This is a genomic window from Staphylococcus sp. 11511212, from assembly GCF_011394755.1.
GTDB classification, from domain to species: domain Bacteria; phylum Bacillota; class Bacilli; order Staphylococcales; family Staphylococcaceae; genus Staphylococcus; species Staphylococcus chromogenes.
The window spans coordinates 592,116-616,007 of the sequence record NZ_JAANBQ010000003.1 but is presented as its reverse complement, the minus strand read 5'-3'; the positions used below and the strand labels follow the sequence as shown (position 1 = coordinate 616,007).

Genomic DNA, 23,892 nt, shown 5'->3' with positions numbered 1-23,892 from the left:
ATGAAAAACACGCCCATCATTGCGCTAGACTTTGCTTCCAAAGAAGACGTTATGACGTTTTTAAAACCTTTTGATGAGCCTCTTTTTGTCAAAGTCGGTATGGAATTGTTTTATCAAACAGGGCCAACCTTAATAAAAGATATTAAAGCTTTGGGACATGATATCTTTCTAGATTTAAAACTTCATGATATTCCAAACACAGTAGGTAAAGCAATGGAAGGATTAGCTAAACTAGAGGTGGATTTAGTCAATGTGCATGCTGCAGGTGGCTCTGAAATGATGCGCCGTGCAGTAGAAGGTTTTAGAACACAAAATGAAAAAACCAAAATCATTGCAGTAACACAATTAACGTCTACCACTGAAACAATGTTGCATGAAGAGCAAAATATTCAAACTTCTATCGAAGAAGCTGTGCTGAATTATGCTAAACTCGCACAACAGTCTGGATTAGATGGCGTTGTTTGTTCACCACTAGAAACACAGTTAATTACTGAACATTGTGGGTCTTCCTTTTTAAAAGTAACACCGGGTATTCGACCAGCGAATAGTGCGCGTAACGATCAAAAACGTGTGACTACTCCTGAAGACGCAAAACAATTAGGTTCGACACATATTGTTGTGGGTCGTCCTATTACTCAAAGCGCACAACCGGTGGAAAGTTATCATCAAATTAAAGAAAGTTGGTTAAAATAATGGTTAAAGCAATTGCGCAATCTTTATTAGATATTGAGGCAGTTTCGTTGTCTCCAAACGATAGATTTACGTGGAGTTCTGGCATTCAATCGCCGATCTATTGTGATAACCGTGTGACTCTTGGCTATCCTGAAGTACGAGAAGCTATTCGTGATGGATTGATTGAATTAATCGAAACACATTTTGAAAATGTTGAAGTGATTTCGGGCACAGCGACGGCTGGTATTCCTCATGCCGCTTTTATTTCAGAAAAAATGAAATTACCGATGAATTATGTACGCTCTAAAAGTAAAAGTCATGGCAAACAAAATCAAATTGAAGGTGCAGCAAGTCTTGGGAAAAAAGTGATTGTCATTGAAGATTTAATTTCAACTGGAGGATCATCTATCACTGCAGTAGACGCCTTACGTGAAGCAGGGGCGGAAGTGTTAGGTGTCGTTGCCATTTTTACTTATGGTTTATCAAAAGCAGATGACATGTTCAAGGAAGCGGATGTGCCGTTTTATACTTTAAGCTCTTTTGATGAGCTTGTTGAAGTGGCTGCAGAACAAGGTCAAATTGCTAAAGAAGATATAGACTCACTCGTTCAATGGAGAGATACACTTTAATAGAGGTTAGGTTGTTCATCGTTCAAAAGAAGAGAGGCAACAAATTTTACTCTGAGGTAAATTTTGTTGCCTCTCTTCTATTAGGCTAGCGCTATGCCTAGTCGCCTTGTTGTAAATTTGGATAACATTTTATCTTAAAAACCAGCGTGCGAATGCATAGCCGATGAGCATTATAAGTAAAAGGACAAGAATAGGTATAATTAAATTCATGCTTATCATTGTGATTTTGCCTCCAATTTATGATTTATTTCTATTGTAACGGGTTATATTAATAAGTGAAAGTTAAAAAGATAATCATGTTAAAGGCAGCACGCGACCTTTAACATTGAGGAGGAGAACTTAAATGAAAATACCTAAAATTACAACATTTTTAATGTTCAATGGGGATGCGGAAGAAGCCGTTCAGTTATATACATCTCTCTTTGAAGATAGTGAAATTATTACGATGGTAAAATACGACAATACGACACCACAATATGAAGGTAAAGTTCAACATACGATTTTCAAATTAAACGGTCAAGTGTTCATGGCAATTGATAATATGAATGGGACAGAGATTGAAATGAATCCTGCGATGTCCTTATTTGTCACTGCGAAAGACCAATATGAAATGGATATTTTATACAATGGCTTAAAAGACGGTGGTGCTATTTTAATGCCGAAAACGGAAATGCAACCACAATATCGAGAATTTGCATGGGTACAAGATAAATTTGGAGTTAACTTCCAACTCGCACTTCCTGAAACTAAAAAATGATTAGGTCACACGGACCTAATCATTTTTTTGTAAGGCTTTGATTTTATCATAGTCAGGGGTAGCATATAGTGTTTTTTGATTATCATACGTGACAAATCCAGGCTTCGCACCGCTTGGTTTGTGCACATGTTTAATTTCTGTATAGTCAACAGGTATTTGTCCAGATTGTCCAGCCTTTGAGAAGTAAGCGGCTATCATTGCCGCTTCCTCAATGGTGTTTTGACTTGGAGATTCAGCCATAATTACGACGTGGCTCCCAGGGATGTCTTTAGTATGAAACCAAAGTTGTGATTTTTTAGCGAGTTTATTAGTTAAATAGTCATTTTGCTTATTGTTTTTACCGATGTGGATAGTATCTCCATCAGTAGAAATATAAGTTTGAAGTTGCATTTGTGCATTTTTCTTTTTCTTGACGTTTTTACGTTGTTTAATAAATCCTTGTTCTGCGAGTTCATCACGAATGTCGTCAATTTCATGCACGGTAATATGTGACAATTGTTGTTCAATATTTTCGAAATAATCAATATTGGCTTGCGTCAGGGCAATTTGATGTTTTAATTCACGCTCACGTGTTTTTAAACGGTTATATTGTTTGTAGTAATATTGTGCGTTATCTGCAGGTGACTTGGTCGGGTCAAGCGAAATCGTCACTTCTTCACCTGTATAATAATTTAATGTAGTTAATGAGGCATCTCCAGTTTTAAGTTGATAAATATTTGCGGTAATCAATTCTCCAAACAATTGTTGTTGTTCTTTGTTTTGAGTGCCCTCTTGTTCATCTATTAATTTTGACAATTTATTTTGATTTTTTTGAAGTAATTGGTGAACAAGTTTGACTAAATCATTCGCGCGTTGTTTGACACGTTCTCGTTCTCCTCGTGCTTCATAAAATCGATCTAGCAATTGATGAAGCGACGCATATTCAATTTTGTCATCGTAAAATTGTTCTAAATCCATAAAATAAAAATCTTCTTTACCGGTGTCGTTGTTCTTATGGAAAACAGGTTTTGCAGGTTCATCGATTTCTGCTAAAACTTCATCGTAAGCCTCAGGCAAAGTCGTTGTTGTCATGAATTGACGGCGTGCGGTGATTTCTTTTGTAATCAATGGCGAAAAGCCTTCGAAGGTTTGTAAGAGTTGACGATCAATGCGCCCAGCATTAAAATCGATGAATTTTAAAACATCTGTCCCTTCATAGTCAAACGGGTTGTGCTTATCTTGTGTGGGCGGCGCTTCGTACTCGAATCCCGGCATCACAGTACGATACTGATTGGTATTGGGAGTGAGATGTTTGAAACCTTCAATGATTTTGCGGTTATCGTTAACGAGTATAAGGTTACTATGCTTACCCATAATTTCTAAAATAATAGTGCGATGAATCGTATCACCAATTTCATCTTTACTGATTACATCAATTTCAACACGTCGGTCATTACCAATTTGCCGTATTGCTTGAATAATCCCGCCTTCTAAATGTTTGCGGAAAACACGTGCGAACATTGGAGGTTCAAAAGGATTGTCGTATTTCTTCTCTGTGAGATGTATTCGGGCGAAATTTGGATGAATGGACAACAACAATTGATGATTTTTACGATTTTGTCGCACAACCATTAAAATGGTGTCGTTTTCCGGTTGATTTATTTTGTGAATACGTCCAGAGACGAGGGGTTGAAGGGATTCAACCATTTTTCGAGTGAAAAGTCCATCAAATGCCATGTTTTCGGGCCACCTTTATTAAAATTCATTGTTTCATTATAACACGCAAAATTCTAATGTGCAGATTGAAACTTTTCTATATATCAACTCTATACAATAGAATTGAAATTATGGTAAGATATGTTAATAACTAGAGAATAGCGAAGGAAAGGTCGTAAGGAATGGATACTGAAAAAGGCTTACTTATAGTACTCTCAGGCCCTTCTGGTGTAGGAAAGGGCACAGTTCGAAAGCGGATTTTTGATGATCCGACGACATCTTATAAATATTCAATCTCAATGACGACACGTTCGATGCGTGTTGGAGAAACAGATGGCGTGGATTATTTTTTCAAAACAAGGGATGAATTTGAAAAGCTCATTGAAGAAGATGCGTTTATTGAATACGCTGAATATGTGGGCAATTATTATGGCACACCTGTTCAGTATGTAAGAGAGACAATGAATGCTGGACATGATGTCTTCTTAGAAATCGAAGTTGAAGGGGCAAAACAAGTTCGCAAAAAATTTCCTGATGCACTATTTATCTTTTTAGCGCCTCCAAGTCTAGATCATTTGAGAGAACGATTAATCGGACGTGGGACGGAATCTGAAGAAAAAATTCAAAGCCGTGTTAATGAAGCGCGTAAAGAGGTTGAGATGATGAATCTTTACGATTATGTCGTAGTTAATGATGAGGTTGACCTTGCGAAAGACCGAATTCAAGCTATTGTAGAAGCAGAACACTTAAAGCGTGAACGTATTGAAGCAAAATATCGAAAAATGTTATTGGAGGCTAAAAAATAATGTTATATCCACCTATTCATCAATTACAAGATAAAATCAGTTCTAAATATTTAATTGCGACTACCGCTGCAAAGCGCGCACGTGAAATTCAGGCGGACCCTGAACATTTATTATTGAATGACTATCAAAGTAAAAAAACAGTAGGACGTGCTTTAGAAGAAATCGCTGCGAACAAAGTACATCCTTACGTTGACCCTAAAAATTTCTAATAACACATACCGATATTGGTAAACATAAAGGCTAGGACAGCTACACAAATAGATGTCTTGGCCTTTTGCTATATGAAATCTATTAACACCATGAAGCATTTATTTAAATACCTATCATGTGAAAACAAGACAAGGCTATACTATAATCGAATCAAGAGTGCTAACAGGAGTGGAATAAATGAAAAATATATTACTCGCAGTGACTGGTGGTATTGCAGCATACAAAGCCATCGATTTAACTAGTAAATTAACACAAGCAGGTTATCATGTTCGGGTGATGATGACCGCACATGCGCAAGAATTTTTAACCCCTTTGTCTTTTCAAGCTATCAGTCGGCAAGCGGTCTATACGAATACGTTCGTAGAGGAAAATCCAGAAGAAATTCAACACATTGCCTTAGGAGATTGGGCAGATATTGTCGTTGTGGCACCTGCCACTGCAAATACTATTTCAAAACTCGCCAATGGTATTGCAGATGATATGGTGACGTCCACATTATTAGCTACAGCTAAACCTAAATTTTTAGCGCCAGCAATGAATGTTCATATGTATGAGAATCCTAGAATTCAGCATAATATGCGTGTGTTAGAAGAAGATGGTTATCATATGATTGAACCGGGTGAGGGATTTCTTGCTTGTGGATATGTCGCAAAAGGACGTATGGCAGAACCCATGGATATTATTTTAGCGATAGAGCAAGGTCAAAATACACCATCTAGTCCAACTTCTGCTAAAGTGTCTCACGCGTTGTCTTATTTTAAAAATAAAAAAGTTTTAATTACGGCAGGGCCAACCGTCGAGGTGATCGATCCCGTCCGTTTCGTCTCCAATAGAGCTTCTGGCAAAATGGGGTATGCGATTGCAGAAGCGCTTGTAGCAGAAGGGGCTAAAGTAACTTTAGTTTCAGGCCCTACGTTTATCACACCACCTGAAGGCGTAGAAATGATTCACGTTCAAAGTGCAGAAGAAATGTTTGAAGCAGTTAAAACACACTATCTAACACAAGATATTATTTTTAAAACTGCTGCTGTTTCAGACTATACACCGGTGGCACCATTAACGCATAAAATGAAAAAGAAAGACGGCAATGTCACCGTAGAATTTAAACGAACACAAGATATTTTAAAGTACTTAGGGGAACATAAAACACATCAAAAATTAGTAGGTTTTGCGGCTGAGACACAACATGTGGCGACTTATGCACAAGACAAACTTCAACGTAAAAATGCGGATGTCATTATTGCCAATAATGTAGGCGATAGATCCATTGGTTTTAGCTCAGATGAAAACGAAGTCACAATGTACTTTAAAGAGGGACAAGAAGTAGCCATTCCAAAAGGCGCGAAAATTGGGGTCGCACGCCATATTTTGGATGCATTAGCAGGTGCATGGACATGACTATCGCTCAAGTGATTGTCGATATCGATTCAAAAAGCGTCGACAGAACATTTGATTATCGCATACCGAAAGATTTACAGTCAGTGGTGCAACCCGGTGTTCGCGTTATTGTTCCTTTTGGTCCTCGAAAAATTCAAGGTTATGTCATGCAAGTGATATCTGAAGAAGAGGCGGAATATGACTTATCCAAAATTAAATCCTTGCTTGAAGTGAAAGATATTCAACCTGAATTGACAGAAGAATTGGTCCAATTAAGTGCGTGGTTTAGTCAATATTTTGTTTCTAAGCGTATTTCGATTTTAGAAGCGATGTTACCGAGTGCCATTAAAGCTAAATATACGAAAGTTTTTGAAATAACGCCTGAAGCCGAATTGCCACAATCCGTGATATCATATTTCGATGCAAATGGCCAGTATCGCTATCAACAAGCGCAAAAAGATGAAATGATTCAAACGTTACAACCTTATTTAGCGGATGGGCGTCTTCGTGAAGTGACATTATTGAATCAAACGACGACGAAAAAAACCCAGAAAGCCGTTCGATTGGCTCAACTTGAAGAAGGGGATGCGTTATTAGCGCATTTAGAAAAATATCCTAAACAGCATGAACTCGTCGCATTTTTACTAGATGAACAACGACGTGACGTTTTTTTGAAAGAACTTTTAGATATGGGTTTTTCAAATTCCTCTATTAAAACGTTAACGCAAAAAGGGATTTTAGAAAAATATGAAGCGATTGTTGAACGTGACCCTTATGCAGGGCGGATATTTGAGGCGGAAGCCAAACGAGCATTAACTGAGGAACAACAACACGCATTTGATCAACTCCAACAAGCACTGTATGAAGAGCAATCAGAAACATTTTTACTTCATGGTGTGACAGGTTCTGGAAAAACAGAAGTCTATTTACAGATTATTGATCAAGTTCTGACGCAACAGAAAACGGCCATGATGTTAGTCCCTGAAATCGCGTTAACACCTCAAATGGTGAACCGTTTTAAACGACGATTTGGCGATGAAGTCGCAGTGTTACATTCTGCGCTATCAAAAGGGGAACGCTATGACGAATGGCAAAAAATTAGAGATGGCCGTGCAAGCGTGAGTGTTGGTGCGCGTTCCAGTGTTTTTGCGCCTTTTAAAAATTTAGGAATTATCATTATTGATGAGGAGCATGAGGCGACTTATAAACAAGAAGACTATCCACGATACCATGCACGAGATATCGCTCTTTGGCGTGCACGTTATCATCAATGCCCTTTAGTACTTGGAAGTGCGACACCGAGTTTAGAAAGTTATGCGCGTGCTGAAAAAGGGGTGTATCATTTATTATCTATGCCTTCTCGCGTCAATCAACAGCCTTTACCTCAAATAGAGATTTGTGATATGCGAGAGGAATTGGCGCAAGGGAATCGTTCTATGTTTTCAGAACAACTGAGAACGGCGATTCAAGCACGATTGGACCGACAAGAGCAAACAGTGCTTTTTCTGAACCGTCGAGGTTATGCTTCATTTATGCTTTGTCGTGATTGTGGACACGTCCCACAGTGCCCTAATTGTGACATTTCATTAACGTATCATAAATCCACGGATCAATTAAAATGCCACTATTGTGGTTATCAAGAAGCGGCGCCATTTCAATGTCCTAATTGCGAAAGTGAGCATATTCGACAAATGGGGACAGGGACGCAAAAAGTAGAAGAAGTACTAAATGAGATGTTTCCAGAGGCGCGTGTGATTCGAATGGATGTCGATACGACGACGCAAAAGGGCAGTCATGAAAAAATGTTACGTCAATTTGGCGAGGGAGAAGGAGATATTTTATTAGGCACGCAAATGATTGCGAAAGGCCTAGATTTCCCAAACATTACATTAGTGGGTGTGTTAAACGCGGATACTTTATTAAATTTGCCAGATTTTCGTGCAAGCGAGCGTACGTTCCAATTACTGACACAAGTGGCTGGACGCGCGGGACGTCATGAAAAGACCGGAGAGGTCATAATTCAAACGTATAATCCAGACCATTATGCCATTCAAGATGTGAAGTCCAATGACTATTTAAATTTCTATCAAAAGGAAATGCGTTTTAGACAAATCGGACAATATCCCCCTTATTATTATTTGATTAATTTTACAATCACGCATGAAAATATGAAAAAAGTTTTACAAGCAGCCACACATGTTCATCAAATTTTAATTCAGCATTTATCAGATAAGGCATTCATTTTAGGTCCTTCAGCTGCGGCGATTCCTAAAATCAACCACGAACATCGTTTTCAAGTGCTTGTAAAATACAAAAGTGAACCCTCATTGGTTCATGCATTAACCTATTTAGATGATTACTATCATGAGCAATATGTCAAAGATAAGTTAGCGTTAAAAATAGACATTCATCCTTACAATATGATGTAAGACATGAAATGTTAAAATGAGACCATCGTGACGACATGAATAAGAGAGCGCGAGTGTCAAGAGCGCCCGCAAAAACTGAGAGAGCCATCAAAATTTACCCACAGAAAAATTTTGATGGCTCTTCTATTACAAATTTAAAGGCCATAATTAAATTTTTGAATGAGGTGTATCCATAAACGAAGGCGTTTAATTCCACTTTCTTTAAGTAATGATAGTAGCGTCCTATCGCTAAAAGAATGCGTGGCCTGACTTGAAGGAAGCGTAAAATTTCAAATGACAACAAATGCGGAAACAAGTGTGAACCTACATCGCATTTTTTGGCAATTTAAGCTATAATATAATGATGAATTTTAATAGGAGAAAGACTGATGGCAATTAAGAAAATTTTAACAGATGACAATCCACTCATTCATAAAAAAGCAAACCGTGTAGAAACTTTTGATTCGACTTTGACGGAAATTTTTCAAGATCTCGAAGATACGATGTATGAGTCGGGTGGCCAAGCACTGAGTGCCCCTCAAATTGGAATCTCTCAACAAATCGCGCTTGTAGACATGGAACAAGATGGACTTTTACAGTTGATTAATCCAACGCTTATAAAGGCGTCAGAAAAACAAGTTACGGAGATAGAAGGTTGTTTGAGTGTACCTCATCGTTTTGGTGAAGTGACGCGAAGTCAAATGATTACCGTAAAAAGCCAAGATATATATGGGCGCGAAGTTGAGCTCACCGCTTATGATGATATCGCACGAATGATTTTACATGAAATTGACAATTTAAATGGCATATTATTTACAGATATAATGGATAGAGAGATTACAGAACAAGAATTGGAGGCGTATTATGACGAAGAATAAAATTGTTTTTATGGGGACACCAGATTTTTCGACTTCGATTTTAGAAATGTTAATAGAATCTTATGAGGTTGTTGCGGTCGTTACACAACCAGATCGCCCTGTTGGACGAAAACGGACGTTGACACCACCCCCGGTAAAAAAGGTTGCTATGGCGCATGATGTCCCTGTATATCAACCGGAAAAACTCAGTGACTCTGAGACACTAAACACATTATTAAATATGGAGTATGATTTGATTGTAACGGCAGCATTTGGACAATTATTACCAAAAGCGTTACTTGACCACCCTAAATATGGGGCAGTGAATGTACATGCCTCATTACTCCCAAAATATCGAGGAGGTGCACCTATTCACCAAGCCATCATAGATGGAGAAAGTGAAACAGGTGTAACGATTATGTATATGGTAGAACGACTTGATGCTGGTGATATGATTGCGCAACAAGCCTTACCGATTGAAGATCAAGATAACGTGGGCACGATGCATGATAAATTAAGTGCGTTAGGCACGAAGTTATTAAGTGACACGTTACCCTCTATTTTAAATGGCACAAATCCACGTACCGCACAAGACGATACGAAAGCTTCATTTGCTTCAAATATTCAACGTGAAGATGAGTGGATTGATTGGTCACAAGATGCACGTACGATTTTCAATCATATTCGTGGCCTTTCACCATGGCCCGTGGCATCGACGCGCTTTGATGATAAAGTCATGAAAATTTATGCTGCTGATATTGTGAAGGATATAACAGGTGAAGCGGGGAAAATTATTCGAACGACAAAAAAACAAATCATTGTCGGAACAGGTTCAAGTGAAAGTATTGCGTTAAAAGAAATTCAATTGGCGGGTAAAAAACGCATGCCAACAGCCAATTTTTTAAGTGGATATCAAGAAGAGCTTGTTGGAAAGGACTTAGGATAAATGACTACAGTGCGCGCATTAAGTCTTGAAACGATAGAAGCGGTATTTAAAGAGGGCGCCTATAGTAACTTGAAGATTAATGAAGTGTTAACGCGCGAATCTTTAAGTGCTGCAGATCGAGGATTGTTGACCGCATTAGTTTACGGCACGATTCAGCACAAATTGACGCTAGATTATTATTTAAAGCCTTTTATCAAAACAAAAATTAAAGGATGGGTACGTCGGTTATTGTGGATGAGCCTCTACCAATTCATTTATATGGATAAAATACCAACGCATGCCATTATTAACGAAGCCGTAACACTTGCGAAAAAGCGTGGAGGTCAACAAACAGGGAATACCGTTAATGCTATTTTAAGACGTGTCACCACAGAAGATTTGCCTGATTTAACGGCTATCAAAGATGAGGTTAAACGCTTATCTATTCAATATAGTATGCCACAGTGGATTGTGAAGCATTGGAAAACGCATTACGGGATAGAAACAACTGAAGCTATCTTAAAAGCGATGCAACACCCGGTTCCACAAACCGTCCGCGTAAATAAAACGCAATTATCTGTGGATGCCGCAGTTGAACAACTTCAAAGTGAAGGTTATACCGTAGAAAAAGATACACATATAGATGTCTGTTTGCATATCTCTCATGGAACCGTGATGGACGCAACCTTGTTTAAAGAAGGCAAATTGAGTATTCAAGATAAAAGTTCGATGTTTGTCGCTGAAATATTAAATCCGCAACCCGGTGAAGAGATATTAGACTGCTGTAGTGCACCAGGTGGAAAAGCTTGCCAAACAGCGGAATTAATGAAAAATACCGGTCACGTTGATGCGACAGATATTCACGAACATAAAATTACGTTAATCGAAGAGAATATAAATAAATTAAAATTGAAGAACATTTCAGCATCCGTTCATGATGCTACGACGCCATACACAAAAAAATATGACAAAATTATTGTCGACGCCCCATGTAGTGGTTTAGGTGTCCTACGACATAAACCGGAAATTAAATATACGATGACTGAGGCGCAAGTTGCTTCTCTCGTCGAAGTACAGTTGAAAATATTAGAAAACGTTGTACATGCCTTAAAAGAAGGAGGAACACTTGTTTATTCCACATGTACCATTGAGCAGATGGAGAATGAAAATGTGATTTATACATTTTTAAAAGCGCATCCTGAGTTTGAGTTTGAACCCTTTATCAATCCAGTGAATGGACTAAAGACGCGCACCCTACAACTGTTACCTCAAGATTTGAATACAGATGGCTTCTTCATTACGAAAATTAAAAGAAAGGAACGTGCGAAATGATCACTGCAGAAAAGAAGAAGAAAAATAAATTTTTACCTGATTTCGAGAAACAATCGATTTATTCTTTACGTTATGATGAGATGAAACAGTGGCTAAGTGAGCATGGTCAACAAAGTTTCCGAGCGAAACAAATTTATGAATGGCTTTATGACAAACGTGTGGATGCTTTTGAAGAGATGACGAATTTATCGAAAGATTTACGTCAACTTTTAGCTGACAATTTTGTCATTACTACATTAGAAACCGTGGTTAAGCAAGAAAGTCGAGATGGCACTATTAAATTTTTATTCCAATTACAAGACGGCTACACAATCGAAACTGTATTAATGCGTCATGACTATGGGAATTCAGTTTGCGTAACAACACAAGTGGGCTGTCGTATTGGTTGCACTTTTTGTGCTTCAACTTTGGGGGGACTGAAACGTAACCTTGAAGCTGGCGAAATCGTTTCTCAAGTATTAACGGTACAAAAAGCTTTAGATGAGACAGATGAACGGGTATCCTCTATTGTAATTATGGGGATTGGGGAACCTTTTGAAAACTATGATGAAATGATGGACTTTTTGAAAATTGTAAATCACGATGAAGGCTTAAATATTGGTGCACGTCACATTACGGTGTCCACATCAGGCATTATTCCGCGCATCTATGATTTTGCAGACGAATCATTACAAATTAACTTTGCTGTAAGTTTACATGCGGCAAATAATGAAATTCGTTCAAAATTAATGCCGATTAATAGAGCCTACGATGTGAATAAATTGATGGAAGCCATACAATATTATCAAGAAAAAACGAATCGTCGCATTACGTTTGAATATGGGTTGTTCGGTGGCGTCAATGATCAACTTGAGCATGCACGAGAGCTCGCTGCCTTAATTAAGCCATTGAATTGTCATGTGAATCTTATCCCAGTGAACCATGTACCAGAGCGTAATTATGTTAAAACACCTAAAGATGATATTTTTAAATTTGAAAAAGAATTAAAACGTTTAGGAATCAATGCTACAATTAGACGTGAACAAGGTTCAGATATAGATGCAGCGTGTGGACAACTACGTGCAAAAGAACGTGAAGCAGAAACGAGGTAGAAACGATGTTAAACGCAGAATTATTTACAGATGTTGGTTTTTATCGGGAACAAAATGAAGACGCTGGTGGTATATTTTTCAATCAAACAGAACAGCAATTAATCGTTGTCTGTGATGGGATGGGAGGGCACCAAGCTGGTGAAGTAGCTTCCCAATTTGTTGTAGAGGCCCTGCAATCACGATTTGAAGAAGAAAACTATATTGAACAAGAGCGTGCTGAGACTTGGCTGAAACATACACTTCAAACCATTAACCGTGAATTATTTCAGCTTTCTGAAAGTCAGTCTTCATATAAAGGGATGGGGACAACATGTGTGTGTGCTTTAGTTTATGATCACCACATTGTGGTTGCGAATATTGGTGATTCAAGAGCGTATCTCGTCAATGGGCGCCATTTTAATCAGGTGACGATTGATCATACGTTTGTGAATCAACTTGTGATGCTAGGTCAAATTACTGAAGAAGAAGCACTACACCATCCACGCCGTAATATCATTACAAAAGTGATGGGGACAGATCGACGTGTGTCGCCTGATGTGTTTACAAAGCGTATCCACTTTTACCAATACTTGCTACTTAATTCTGATGGTTTAACTGATTACGTACCTTTAAAAGAGATTCATAATGTATTGAAATCGAATGCGACGTTGGCTGAAGTTGGAGAGGCGATTTTAGAGCTCGCAAAATCTTACGAGGCAAAAGATAATACTTCATTTATACTTGCAGAAATTGCAGGTGAGCCTGTATGATTGGCCGTATTATAGACGAGCGTTATGAACTTAAGCATATATTAGGTGGCGGAGGCATGAGTAATGTTTATGTGGCTTGGGACCAAATACTGAATCGCCAAGTCGCAGTAAAAATGATACATGTCTCACCAAATGAAAAGCATGAAACCATTGCCCGTTTTGAACGAGAAGTTCAGAATACGACCATTTTATCTCATGAAAATATTGTCAGTGTGCTAGATGTAGGGGAAGAAGATGACTGTTTCTTTCTTGTGATGGAGTACATTGAAGGACCAACACTTTCAGATTACATTAAATCGCATGGACAATTGTCGCCGCAAAAAGCGATTCAATTTGCAGAACAAATTTTTAATGGGATACAACATGCGCATGAAAAAGGCATTGTACATCGAGATATAAAGCCTCAAAATATTATCATCGATCGCAATCAAACCCTTAAAATTGTTGACTTTGGTATTGCGAAAGCACTAAGTGAAACGGCAATGACACAAACGAATCATGTCGTAGGAACAGTACAATACTTATCACCAGAGCAAGCAAAAGGTGAAAAAACCGGTGAACAATCAGATATATATTCGCTAGGTATTGTGCTCTATGAAATGCTGATTGGCCACCCACCATTTACTGGTGAAACGCCAGTAAGTATTGCGATTAAACAAATTCAAGATGCGGTCCCCAACGTTACAGAGCAACGACATGACGTCCCTCAATCATTGAGTAACGTCATCCTAAAAGCGACTGAAAAAGATCAATCGTATCGCTATCGCTCTGTTGCAGAGATGCATCACGATCTTAAATCATCACTTTCAGAAGCAAGAAAAGATGAAGCACGCTATCAAACTGACGAAAGTGCAACGAAAACGATTGCGATCAACAAAGATACATTAAAAAATGAGCCAAAATCAGCGAAAACTGTTCAACAAACAACTCAAATTCCAGTTGTCACTTCGTCCTCCCAACAATCACCGTCAGTGACGCCTGCACATCCGAAGCGGTCGAGAGGGAAAAAGATAGCCTTTGTGTTTATATTTATATTGCTATTCATCAGCCTATTTATTTTTGCGGCCGCTGCAATGATGGGTAATAAATATAGTCAAGTGCCTAATGTACTAGGTAAAACTGAAAATCAGGCAGAAAAAATGTTAAAAGACAATAAACTGAAAGTTGGCCGTATTACGCAAGATTATAGTGATGAATATGCTAAAAATCGCGTTATGAAAATTCAACCTGAAGCTGGCGAAAAAGTGGAACAAGGATCGAAAGTAGATATTGTTATTTCTAAAGGTGAACACATTGAAGAAATGCCAAATTTAATTGGTCAAACGAAAGCAACAGCGGAGAAAATGCTACAAGATTTGGGCTTTAAAAATGTTCACTTCACCACTGCCTACACGCAACACGATATCGCGAAAGGTAATATTGAAGGTCAAAGTATTAGTCCAGGTCAAAAAGTGGCAGTGACAAAAGACCGTGTAGATATAACTGAATCACTAGGGAAAAGACAAGTTTATGTAGACGACTATACAGGCAAAAATTTTGAGACAGTCAAAAAAGAACTTGAACAAAAAGGATTAACCGTGCAAGTTGATGCTGAACGTGCTGACGATAAGATAAAAGAAGGCGATATTATCAAGCACTCACCTCAGAAAGCAGAAGTTGATGAAGGAAGTACAGTGCGTTTCATCGTTTCTAAAGGTGAAAAGTCAGATGAGTCTACAGCTGATGATGATAGTCAAGAGGATAATACAGCTAAAGACAAAACGTATCAAGAAAGTTTTACGATACCGTATACAGGTAAAGCAGAAAAACCTCAAAAAGTTGAGATTTTCAAAAAAGATAAAAATAGCAATGGTGAGGCACCTATAGAATCATTCACAATAACTCGCTCGATTACGCAAAATTTAAGCTTTGTGATAGAAAAAGACAGTGAAGCGAGTTACACCGTGAAGGTAGATGGAAAAACGGTTAATGATAAAACAATAGCCTATGATGATGTATAAAAACTAAGGTAGGAGCTTTGTGATAAAAGGCATTTTTGTCACTGAGTCCTACCTTTTTTTATGCAATCGGAAGCGACATAGAAAAGGTGAATGAATGGCTTTTTTTATTAGATTATTGGGATTAAAACACGTTATAATAGGGTAAAATGAAAGAAAATGAATTTCGGGGGGAACGTAAAAGTGGCGAAAAAACTACCTAAAGATTCTGGCTTAGATAACACGTTTAAAATTTTGAATGAGGCATATACATACGTACCGTGTCGTTTAGAAAAATTTGGTACTAAAGCCTTTGAAACAGCTGCAATTGGTATGAAACCCATGACAGTGATAAGCGGAAAAGAAGCAGCTGAATTATTTTATGATAATGAGCTTATGCAACGCGAAAAAACTTTACCAAAACGTGTTGTGAACACCCTTTTTGGTAAAGGTGCGATACACACGACTAAAGGTAAAGTTCATGTGGATCGTAAGGCGCTCTTCATGTCACTCATGACGGAAGAAAATCTTAAATATTTGCGTGACCTTACACGTAACTACTGGTTTATGCACACAGAAGAGATGCAACGTCAAGACGAAGTAAATATATATAAAACGTCAATTTATATTTTGACAAAAATAGGATTTAGATGGGCAGGTCTCCAACAAACATCTGAAGAAGCTAAGCGCAATGCACGTGATATGGACATCATGATTGATTCATTCCAAGGCTTGGGTCAAACATTTGGTGGCGGTTATCGTAAAGCGAAAAAAGCGCGTGCTCGCGTTGAAAAGTTTTTAGAAAATCAAATTGTCGCGGTACGTGAAGGCAAAATGAAAGCCCAACCAGGAACAGCACTCTATGAGTTTGCGCATTGGAAAGATTATAAAGGACATCAAATGGATCCACATTTATGCGCAGTTGAATTAATGAATGTGGTACGTCCTCTTGCAGCAATCAATCGATTTGTGAGCTATGCAGTAAAAGCAATGCTTGAATTTGATCAAGAGCGTATTAAATTGCAAGTCGCGGATGACCCAAATTATGCCTACAAATTTGCGCAAGAAGTCCGTCGTATTTTCCCATTTGTTCCATTTTTACCAGGTAAACTCAAAAAAGATGTGGAATTTGATGGCTTTAAAATTAAAAAAGGAACGTTTACATTACTAGATATTTTTGGTACAACACATGATCCTGAATTGTTTGAAAATCCATATCAATTCAATCCTGATCGATTTGAAAACTGGGATGGCAGTCCATTTGATTTAATCCCTCAAGGTGGCGGTGACTTCTATACAAATCATCGTTGTGCTGGAGAATGGATGACCATCATTATTATGGAAGAAACGATTAAGTATTTTGCAACTAAAATTGATTTTGATGCACCCGTACAAGATTTAAGTGTAAAATTAGATCAATTCCCTGGTAAAGTGACAAGCGGTCCAGTGATTCATCGTGTTCGCCCACGTGTGCAACGTTAAATTTTAAATAAAAGACACATCGTACATTTGTTTTTATACACATCCTACTCGCAAATGAAATGTTTTGTGAGTAGGATTTTTAGTGTGCGTGTATAAGTAAGTGTAGAAAACGGTTTGATTCCTAAATTTATGATGTTAAGCCAAGGATAGTGGTGATTTTACAAACTTCCGGTCATGCCACACGCCTATATTGTGAATGTGATTTCAACGTCACCTTTGCTATAATATAATAGAAAACTATCTTATAAACGAGGTGCAATTGTGAAAACAGGTCGAATCATTAGATCACTCAGTGGTGTCTATCGCGTTGATGTTGATGGAACGTTATATGACGCTAAGCCGAGAGGGCTATTTAGGAAAAAGCAAATCTCTCCCATAGTGGGGGATATTGTGGATATTGATGATGAAACACATGCCTCAGGTTATATTCATCATATTCATCCACGTAAAAATGAATTGAAGCGTCCCCCTGTCAGTAATATAGATTTATTAGTGATTGTGATGAGTGCGGTATCTCCTAACTTTTCAACACAATTACTTGACCGCTTCCTCGTTATCGGTCATTCATATGGATTAAAGCCACGCATCGTCATTACGAAAAAAGATTTAGCAACAAAAGAAGAAATAAACGAAATTGAAAACATATTGAGCATTTATGAAGATATCGGTTATGCGACCCAATTTGTGGGCAAAGATGATGCAGCATCCGAAATTTTTACAGAATGGGAACCGGGTTTGGCTGTGTTGAGTGGTCAATCTGGAGTTGGTAAGTCTAGCTTATTAAATAGATTTCAACCTACGTTTAACATTGAGACGAATGAAATTTCTACTTCGCTCAATCGAGGAAAACATACGACGCGACATGTCGAATTATATCCTAGAGCGCAGGGGTTTATTGCAGATACCCCGGGGTTTAGTGCGCTAGATTTTGACCACATCGATAAAGAAACTTTGCGAGACAACTTCATAGAAATCAGTCGCTATGGAGAACAATGTAAATTTCGGGACTGCTATCATGTCAATGAACCTAAATGTTACGTGAAAGCGTCGGTAGAGGCCGGAGAAATTTCAGAATTCCGATATCAACATTATGTTCAATTACTTAATGAAATTTCAAATCGAAAGGTGAAATATTAATGACAAAGATTTTTCCTTCTTTATTATCAGCAGACTTTATGAACTTAGAACAAGAAGTACAACATCTCACAAATGCTGGCGTAGATGGCTTACACTTTGACGTCATGGATGGGCAATTTGTCCCGAATATATCGATTGGATTTCCAGTGTTAGAAGCATTACGTCAAAAAACAAAGTTGCCCATTGATGTGCATCTGATGATTGAAAACCCTGAGCAATATATCGACGCATTTTGTGAAAAAGGCGCAGATAAAGTGTCCGTTCACATTGAGGCAACACCGCATATTCATCGAGCGATTCAAAAGATTAAAACACATGGCAAAGAAGCAGGTGTCGTACTTAATCCAGGTACTTCGTGGCATCAGATTGAAGCGATATTATCAGAAGTGGATTTCGTGCTTGTGATGTCTGTAAACCCTGGTTTCGGAGGACAAACTTTTATCCCTCAATCTATAGAAAAAATCCAGGCTTTGCATACTTATCGACAGAAGCACCAACTTAACTATAAAATAGAAGTTGATGGTGGCATCAATCATCAAACGGCAGCAAAGGTGATTGAAGCGGGTGCAGATTGGCTTGTCGCCGGTTCATATTTCTTTAAATTTGATTCATATCAAGAAGCACTACGACACTTAAAAAGTGAGGGATAATTCATGAAAAAAAGAGTTCATTTGTTGTGTAGTACTCGGGAGATACCGAATCGATTACTTGAAAAAAAGGGTGGCGAAGATTGGATAGGTGTAGACAGAGGCACTTATGACCTTTTACAGGCAAAGATTCAGCCTGTTTTTGCAGTAGGGGATTTTGATTCAGTTTCTGATGATGAACGACGATGGATTCAAGCACAAATGGATGTAGAAGTGATGCCGAGGGAAAAAGATGTCACTGACCTTGCCTATGCTGTAAAGAAGGCGCTTGATTTAGGGTATAAAAAAATTAAAATTTACGGTGCTACTGGAGGACGCTTGGATCATTTTATGGGTGCAATGCAAATGTTAAAGCATGAAACGTTTAAAGCGCATAAAATTCAACTTATTGATCAACATAATATTATAGAGTTATTAACAACAGGCACCTATTCAAAACGTCATAAAAAACAATACAACTACATCTCTTTTATTCCTGCAACAGATCAGGCGTCGTTATCATTGAAAGGTTTTAAATATGAATTAAATGAAGCTCTCCTTGAACAAGGATCGACACTTACCATCTCAAATGAATTTAAAGATAAAAATGCAATTGTAACCGTACATGAAGGTTTAATTTATCAAATTAGAAGTCGAGATTAAAATTATGATTAGGAGGAGTGTGTATGCTAAGAGGTATCACTCAAGTCTATGATTATATACAAAAAACCCCGCGTCTTCCACATAAAGACGCGGGGTTCGTTTTAAATTGTACTTAATCTCTTAATGGCAAGCGTGGTGCCTCTGATAATTACACGCGAGTAACTTTACCAGATTTTAAAGCACGAGCTGAAACCCAAACTTTTTTAGGTTTACCATCAACTAAAATTCTAACTTTTTGTAAGTTAGCATTCCAACGACGTTTAGTTGAGTTTAATGCGTGTGAACGGTGGTTACCCGTAGACGCTTTACGGCCTGTTACGAAACATTGTTTACCCATCATCGTACCTCCTTTAAGAAATACAAATACACTTTGCTACTACATACTAAGGTAATATACCATATTCAAATTTGGAACGCAATAAAAACTTCTTGGAATAACTAGAAAATACTTTGTGCATTGCTTAGTTTCTGATATAATCTTAAATTGTGATTAAACCTTTACATATATTTACAAAAATTTTAAATTATGTAGTTCGTTATGGCAAGGTTGTTATAATTTTAGTAAGATAGATATAAATATTTATGAATCATTGTATTGGGAGTCACACCTAAGACGTAATTTTACAGGTGAATTCTGAGCTTATCGTTATGTCATAAAGGTGTTCGCCGAGATTTAAATGTAACGATAAGTGAGCATTTGAATGAAAGAAATCCATATATGTTGAATAAGGAGGCGATTTTATATGTCATTAGAAATAACAAATGATTACGGCAGCATAGATATTTCAAACGAGGTGATTGCATCGGTAGTCGGTGGCAAAGCAGTGGAGTGCTATGGTATCGTTGGAATGGCTTCACGTCAACAAGTTCGTGATGGATTGGCAGAAATATTAGGCCATGAAAACTACGCAAAAGGGATTGTAGTCAAAGAGGACAATGGCATTTTAGATGTAGATATGTATATCATCGTAAGTTATGGTGTGAAAATTTCTGAAGTTGCACAAAATGTCCAAGCTACAGTGAAATATACGCTTGAAAACACATTAAAGTTAAAAGTGAATTCTGTAAATATCTTTGTACAAGGTGTACGGTTTAATAATGACGGGAAAGACAAATAGGAGGACATTCGGATGGTAATGAAAATCAACGGTGATTTATTTGCCGAAATGATTATACAGGGAGCGCAAAATTTATCAAACAATGCAGATATGGTAGATGCATTGAATGTATATCCGGTTCCAGATGGGGATACAGGAACGAATATGAACCTTTCAATGACATCAGGTCGTGAAGAAGTTCAAAATAACCCAACACGCCATATTGGTGATTTAGGAAAAACTTTCTCAAAAGGATTATTGATGGGTGCGCGAGGAAACTCTGGCGTAATCTTATCTCAAATTTTCAGAGGATTTTCAAAAGCACTGGAAAATGAAAAAGAAATCGATGGAGAAGGGTTCGTAAAAAGTTTTGAAGCAGGTGTAAATACTGCATATAAAGCAGTGATGAAACCTGTGGAAGGGACGATTTTAACAGTTGCGAAAGATGCAGCTCATGCGGCCACTGAAAAGCTAATGGAAACGAAGAATTGTTTAGAGATCATGGAACATGTGTATGAAGCGGCTCAAGTTTCACTTGAAAACACGCCTAATTTATTGCCAGTTCTCAAGGAAGTCGGTGTTGTAGACAGTGGTGGCAAAGGTTTAACACTTGTTTATGAAGGCTTTTTAAAGGCGATGAAAGGCGAAAAAATCGAAAAGAAAGCTTCAAGTGTAGATACTGGGGATTTCTTCAATGACGATCACGACTTTCATGGTGTCATCAATACAGAAGATATTGTTTACGGATATTGTACAGAGATGATGGTGCGTTTTCTTCCAGGTAAAGCCAAGTTCAACGAAACACAATTTAGAAACGATATGAGTCAATTTGGGGACTCTTTACTTGTGATTAGTGATGATGAAATTGTAAAAGTTCATGTTCATACTGAAACACCAGGTGAAGTTTTTACTTTCGGTCAAAAATATGGTGAACTCATCAAAGTAAAAGCAGAAAATATGCGTGAACAACACCGCGAAGTTTTACGAAAAGAAGCGGCGAAATCAACAGAATCAGACAAAAGTTCAAATGAACCTGTAGAGATAGCTATTATTACCATTTCAATGGGAGAAGGCATTACTAAATTATTCAAATCTATGGGGGCAACACACGTGATTAGTGGAGGACAAACAATGAATCCTTCTACTGAAGATATCGTTAAAGTTATCGAACAAAGCGGTTGTAAACGTGCGATTATCCTACCGAATAATAAGAACATTCAAATGGCGAGTCAACAAGCGGCTAAAATAGTTGATGTTGATGCTGTCGTTATCCCAACGAAAACAATTCCTCAAGGTATCGCTGCAATGTTTAACTATGATAGTACAGCTGATTTAGAGCACAATCAAGAAGTCATGACGACATCATTAGAAGATGTTAAGTCAGGGTCTATTACTTATGCAGTACGTGATACAAAAATAGATGGTATTAACATTGAAAAAGATGCATTTATGGGACTAGTTGAAGATAAGATTGTTGTTTCCGATAAAGATGTTAAAATCACGCTTCAAAATACATTAGAAAAAATGTTAGATGATGACAGTGAAATTTTAACAATTATCGTTGGAGAAGAAGCCGATGATGCACAAACATCATGGATTGAGTCGTTTATGGAAACGAACTATGAAGATGTTGAAGTTGAAATCCAACAAGGTCAACAACCAATTTATCCTTATTTCTTTTCAGTTGAATAAAGGACAGTAAAATCACAGGAAATGGGTATAATCCATTAACCTGTGATTTTTCGTTATATCAAGGTTTGTAATCATTATCACAATATTTTAAAGTTTCTAAGAGCTTGTTATAATGTGATTGTCTTCAATAGAGATGTAATCAAGGGGGAATATTTTAATGAAATATAAAAGTGTTTTCGACATTATAGGACCGACAATGGTAGGTCCATCGTCTTCACATACAGCAGGGGCCGTACGTATTGGACTGGTCGCTAGAGACTTATTTGGCAAACAACCTGAACGTGCGGATATATACTTATACGGTTCATTTATGGAAACGTATCGTGGGCATGGAACAGATGTTGCGCTTGTTGGAGGTTTGCTCGGCTATGATACAGATGATAGTCGTATTGAGTCAAGTTTAGATACGGCTAAAGCTGAGGGGATGCGCGTGAATTTTATCGAGATGACCGAGGAGCGCTCGCACCCTAATACGGCGATTATTGATATGATTGATGATGATCATCATATTTCAGTAGAAGGGGTGTCGATTGGTGGAGGTAAAATTGAAATCGTAGCGATTAACGGTTTTAAATTGGCGATTAGTGGCAATTATCCTACACTGCTTGTTTTTCATCAAGATACGTTCGGAACGATAGGTAAAGTGGCAAATATTATTGGTGACCATAGCATCAATGTCGGAAGTATGCAAGTGGCGCGCAAAGAAAAAGGCGATCAAGCATTAATGACGTGTGAACTTGATGATGAAATCAATGCGCAAATTCTTGATGAAATTCGTCAAGTACCAGGTGTTGTGGCTGTTTCATTAATGGGTGATGCGTAAGATGACGGAGGGGATAATATGTTTAAAAATGTGAAAGAGCTAATCGCAAAATGCGAAGCAGAAAATAAAGCAATTTATGAAGTGATGATGGAACAAGAAATGTCAGTGACAGGTCTTTCAAAAGAAGAAGTATACGCACATATGAATCGCAATTTAGAAACGATGGAGAAAGCGGTAGAAGAAGGCATTCAAGGTGTCACTTCGAAAACGGGCTTAACGGGTGGAGACGCTGTCCTTATGAAACAATATATAGAAAGCGGAAAGTCCATTGCAGGCTACACGCTATTAGATGCAGTCAGTAAAGCGGTCGCAACGAATGAAGTCAATGCGGCAATGGGGAAAATTTGTGCGACACCAACAGCGGGTTCCGCTGGTGTTGTACCTGGGGTATTATTCGCGCTTAAGGATAAATTACAACTTTCACGCACAGATATGTTAAACTTTTTATTGACATCTGGAGCGTTCGGCTTTGTGGTAGCCAACAATGCCTCTATTTCTGGTGCAGCAGGTGGATGTCAAGCGGAAGTAGGTTCGGCGGCGGCTATGGCTGCTGCGGCAGTCGTTGAAGCTGCAGGAGGTACACCTCAACAATCGGCTGAAGGTTTTGCGATTTGTATGAAAAATATGCTAGGTCTTGTGTGTGATCCTGTGGCGGGGCTTGTCGAAGTCCCTTGTGTAAAACGAAATGCAGCTGGGGCTTCCAATGCAATTGTGTCTGCAGATATGGCACTTGCCGGAATTGAATCACGCATTCCAACTGATGAAGTTATCGATGCAATGTATCGCATCGGACAAACTATGCCATCTGCCCTTCGTGAAACGGGTAGAGGAGGACTTGCAGGTACACCAACGGGGCAACGCTTAAAACAACAAATTTTTGGTGATTAA

The 23,892-nt window shown here is 38.1% G+C and carries 23 protein-coding genes; 21 read left to right on the top strand and 2 right to left on the bottom strand.

What is annotated here, in order from left to right:
* From pyrF to G8Y84_RS04375, 3 genes are all read left to right on the top strand, one after another.
* On the top strand, positions 1-693 hold the full coding sequence (gene pyrF / locus G8Y84_RS04385) for an orotidine-5'-phosphate decarboxylase (RefSeq protein ID WP_037573200.1): 693 nt from the start codon (positions 1-3) through the stop codon (positions 691-693).
* Positions 693-1,301, top strand: a complete 609-nt coding sequence (gene pyrE, locus G8Y84_RS04380; RefSeq protein WP_165806136.1) for an orotate phosphoribosyltransferase — start codon at positions 693-695, stop codon at positions 1,299-1,301. Before pyrF ends, pyrE begins: the two co-directional genes overlap by 1 nt.
* Before the next feature lie 343 nt (positions 1,302-1,644).
* Positions 1,645-2,058 (top strand): VOC family protein, encoded by a 414-nt coding sequence (locus G8Y84_RS04375; protein ID WP_037573204.1) that lies wholly within the window; start codon positions 1,645-1,647, stop codon positions 2,056-2,058.
* A 15-nt stretch (positions 2,059-2,073) separates the two neighbouring features.
* On the opposite strand, the gene G8Y84_RS04370 is transcribed toward G8Y84_RS04375, so the two are convergent.
* Entirely contained in the window at positions 2,074-3,774 is a 1,701-nt protein-coding gene (locus G8Y84_RS04370; protein WP_165806135.1) for an Rqc2 family fibronectin-binding protein, read from the bottom strand.
* A 161-nt stretch (positions 3,775-3,935) separates the two neighbouring features.
* Between G8Y84_RS04370 and gmk the strand changes: the two genes are divergently transcribed.
* The 14 genes from gmk (at position 3,936) to G8Y84_RS04300 (ending at position 19,392) form a co-directional block, all read left to right on the top strand.
* Positions 3,936-4,559: a guanylate kinase gene (gene gmk, locus G8Y84_RS04365; protein ID WP_037573210.1), complete on the top strand. Its 624-nt coding sequence runs from the start codon at positions 3,936-3,938 to the stop codon at positions 4,557-4,559.
* Positions 4,559-4,768, top strand: coding sequence for a DNA-directed RNA polymerase subunit omega (rpoZ, locus tag G8Y84_RS04360; RefSeq protein WP_037573213.1), 210 nt, complete (start codon positions 4,559-4,561; stop codon positions 4,766-4,768). Before gmk ends, rpoZ begins: the two co-directional genes overlap by 1 nt.
* A gap of 178 nt (positions 4,769-4,946) precedes the next feature.
* Complete coding sequence (gene coaBC / locus G8Y84_RS04355; protein ID WP_165806134.1) at positions 4,947-6,167, top strand: bifunctional phosphopantothenoylcysteine decarboxylase/phosphopantothenate--cysteine ligase CoaBC; 1,221 nt, start codon at positions 4,947-4,949, stop codon at positions 6,165-6,167.
* A complete protein-coding gene (gene priA, locus G8Y84_RS04350) occupies positions 6,158-8,575 on the top strand; it encodes a primosomal protein N' (RefSeq protein WP_069191678.1) in 2,418 nt (805 codons plus the stop codon). Before coaBC ends, priA begins: the two co-directional genes overlap by 10 nt.
* 368 nt (positions 8,576-8,943) lie before the next feature.
* Positions 8,944-9,432: a peptide deformylase gene (def, locus tag G8Y84_RS04345; RefSeq protein ID WP_037573221.1), complete on the top strand. Its 489-nt coding sequence runs from the start codon at positions 8,944-8,946 to the stop codon at positions 9,430-9,432.
* Entirely contained in the window at positions 9,419-10,357 is a 939-nt protein-coding gene (gene fmt, locus G8Y84_RS04340) for a methionyl-tRNA formyltransferase (RefSeq protein ID WP_107366990.1), read from the top strand. The genes def and fmt overlap by 14 nt, the downstream gene beginning before the upstream one ends.
* Positions 10,358-11,668, top strand: coding sequence for a 16S rRNA (cytosine(967)-C(5))-methyltransferase RsmB (gene rsmB, locus G8Y84_RS04335; protein WP_107363455.1), 1,311 nt, complete (start codon positions 10,358-10,360; stop codon positions 11,666-11,668).
* The gene (gene rlmN, locus G8Y84_RS04330; protein WP_037573228.1) at positions 11,665-12,759 is read left to right on the top strand and encodes a dual-specificity RNA methyltransferase RlmN; all 1,095 of its coding nucleotides are present in this window, start codon (positions 11,665-11,667) and stop codon (positions 12,757-12,759) included. Before rsmB ends, rlmN begins: the two co-directional genes overlap by 4 nt.
* 5 nt (positions 12,760-12,764) lie before the next feature.
* A complete protein-coding gene (locus G8Y84_RS04325) occupies positions 12,765-13,508 on the top strand; it encodes a Stp1/IreP family PP2C-type Ser/Thr phosphatase (RefSeq protein ID WP_037573232.1) in 744 nt (247 codons plus the stop codon).
* Positions 13,505-15,508, top strand: a complete 2,004-nt coding sequence (gene pknB / locus G8Y84_RS04320) for a Stk1 family PASTA domain-containing Ser/Thr kinase (RefSeq protein WP_165806133.1) — start codon at positions 13,505-13,507, stop codon at positions 15,506-15,508. The genes G8Y84_RS04325 and pknB overlap by 4 nt, the downstream gene beginning before the upstream one ends.
* Positions 15,509-15,688: 180 nt before the next feature.
* Entirely contained in the window at positions 15,689-16,966 is a 1,278-nt protein-coding gene (locus G8Y84_RS04315) for a cytochrome P450 (RefSeq protein ID WP_037573237.1), read from the top strand.
* Between the two features lie 261 nt (positions 16,967-17,227).
* Entirely contained in the window at positions 17,228-18,103 is an 876-nt protein-coding gene (rsgA, locus tag G8Y84_RS04310; RefSeq protein WP_037573240.1) for a ribosome small subunit-dependent GTPase A, read from the top strand.
* Positions 18,103-18,753 carry a ribulose-phosphate 3-epimerase gene (gene rpe / locus G8Y84_RS04305; RefSeq protein WP_037573241.1) on the top strand — a complete coding sequence of 217 codons (651 nt, stop codon included), beginning with the start codon at positions 18,103-18,105 and terminating at the stop codon, positions 18,751-18,753. Before rsgA ends, rpe begins: the two co-directional genes overlap by 1 nt.
* A 3-nt stretch (positions 18,754-18,756) precedes the next feature.
* Positions 18,757-19,392 carry a thiamine diphosphokinase gene (locus tag G8Y84_RS04300; protein ID WP_103159274.1) on the top strand — a complete coding sequence of 212 codons (636 nt, stop codon included), beginning with the start codon at positions 18,757-18,759 and terminating at the stop codon, positions 19,390-19,392.
* Positions 19,393-19,540: 148 nt separating this feature from the next.
* Here G8Y84_RS04300 and rpmB read toward each other — a convergent pair whose 3' ends face one another.
* Positions 19,541-19,729 carry a 50S ribosomal protein L28 gene (rpmB, locus tag G8Y84_RS04295; RefSeq protein ID WP_037564748.1) on the bottom strand — a complete coding sequence of 63 codons (189 nt, stop codon included), beginning with the start codon at positions 19,727-19,729 and terminating at the stop codon, positions 19,541-19,543.
* Between the two features lie 406 nt (positions 19,730-20,135).
* Between rpmB and G8Y84_RS04290 the strand changes: the two genes are divergently transcribed.
* From G8Y84_RS04290 to sdaAA, 4 genes are all read left to right on the top strand, one after another.
* Positions 20,136-20,510 carry an Asp23/Gls24 family envelope stress response protein gene (locus tag G8Y84_RS04290; RefSeq protein ID WP_037573243.1) on the top strand — a complete coding sequence of 125 codons (375 nt, stop codon included), beginning with the start codon at positions 20,136-20,138 and terminating at the stop codon, positions 20,508-20,510.
* A 12-nt stretch (positions 20,511-20,522) separates the two neighbouring features.
* Positions 20,523-22,181, top strand: coding sequence for a fatty acid kinase catalytic subunit FakA (gene fakA, locus G8Y84_RS04285; protein ID WP_165806132.1), 1,659 nt, complete (start codon positions 20,523-20,525; stop codon positions 22,179-22,181).
* Between the two features lie 157 nt (positions 22,182-22,338).
* Entirely contained in the window at positions 22,339-23,004 is a 666-nt protein-coding gene (gene sdaAB, locus G8Y84_RS04280; RefSeq protein WP_037573246.1) for an L-serine ammonia-lyase, iron-sulfur-dependent subunit beta, read from the top strand.
* Positions 23,005-23,022: 18 nt separating this feature from the next.
* Entirely contained in the window at positions 23,023-23,892 is an 870-nt protein-coding gene (sdaAA, locus tag G8Y84_RS04275; RefSeq protein ID WP_037573250.1) for an L-serine ammonia-lyase, iron-sulfur-dependent, subunit alpha, read from the top strand.